Source organism: Sphingomonas sp. CCH5-D11 (assembly GCF_001557395.1).
Lineage (GTDB): Bacteria > Pseudomonadota > Alphaproteobacteria > Sphingomonadales > Sphingomonadaceae > Sphingomonas.
In genome coordinates this window covers 1-1,351 of the sequence record NZ_LSKH01000069.1, presented here as the reverse complement: position 1 = coordinate 1,351, position 1,351 = coordinate 1, and the positions used below count along the sequence as shown (strand labels likewise).

The following is a 1,351-nucleotide window of genomic DNA, read 5'->3' as shown; positions in this document are numbered from 1 at the left end:
GGCGACCAATGTGATCGACGGGATCAAGGGCTTCCTGGCCGAAGCACGCGCGACACAGCTGATCCTGGGCAAGTCGCGCCGATCGCGCTGGTTCGAGCTGCGCCACGGATCGGTGGTCGACCGGCTGGTGCGCGAGACGCCGGGCGTCACCGTCCATGTCCTGCCGATGGCGGAGGAGCCGCTGCCCCCGCCATCCGCACGGCAGCGGCGGCGGCGCATGGGGGAGGGCGGCCCGGCGGGCTATGCCGCCGCGACCGCCATGGTGGCCGCGATCACCGCCGTCGCCAGCGCGCTGTTCCAGGTGCTGGACCTTGGCAACATGGGGATGCTGTACCTCTTGCCGGTGATGGCGGCGGCAAGCCTTTACGGCCTGCGCACCGGGCTGTTCGCCGGCATCGCATCCAGCCTTGCCTATAATTTCGTGTTCCTGCCGCCGGTCGGCACGCTCAGCATCAACAATCCCGAGAATGTCGTCTCCGTCATCGTGCTGCTGGGCGTCGCCTTTGCCACCACCCAGCTGACCGCGCGCGTCCGGGCGCAGGCCGATCTCGCCGCCGCGAGCGCGCGCAGCAACGCCATTCTTGCCGGCTTCCTGCGCGAGATCGGCGGCGTCAACGATGCGGCGGAGGCGGCGCAGATGATCTGCGGCGACGTGCGCCGGCTGTTCGACGTTCAGGTGGTGCTGATGACGCCGGTCGCCGGCGCCGGGCTGACCGTGCAGACCGCGACCGATCCCGAATATCGCGTCGACATCATGGACGTCGCCGCCGCCACCTGGGCGTTCGACAATGGCGTGCCGGCGGGCAAGGGGTCGGGCACGCTGACCGCATCGGAATGGCTGTTCCACCCGCTGAAGGCGGGCGAGCGCGTGCTGGCGGTGCTGGGGCTGGCGCGCGATACCGGCGGCGATCCGATCCGTGCCGACCAGTTGCCGCTGCTCACCAGCCTGATCGATCAGGCGGCGCTGGTGCTGGAGCGGCTGCGGCTGGAGGCGGAGATGCGCGACGTGGACGCGGTGCGCACGCGCGACAAATTACGCGCGGCGTTGCTGTCCTCCGTCAGCCATGACCTGCGCACGCCGCTGACGGCGGTGATCGGGGCGGCGGCCGAGCTGCGCCGCGAGGCGACGCCCGAGCTGATCGCGACAATCGAGAGCGAGGCGGCGCGGCTCAACCGGTTCGTGTCCAACCTGCTCGACATGGCGCGGGTGGAGGCAGGGGCGCTGCGGCTGCATGTCGAGCCGATCGACCTCAGCGACGCGGTGACGGGCGCGGCGCATGATGCGCGCGGCGCGCTGGAGGGGCATGACGTTCGGCTGGACGTGCCGCCCGATCTGCCGCTGGTGCGCGCC

1 protein-coding gene is annotated in these 1,351 nt (G+C 71.1%); it reads left to right on the top strand.

What is annotated here, in order from left to right; all coding sequences use genetic code 11:
* Nucleotides 1-1,351 (top strand): DUF4118 domain-containing protein (locus AX702_RS04140; RefSeq protein ID WP_156455353.1); only part of this gene is annotated, 1,351 nt, incomplete at both ends.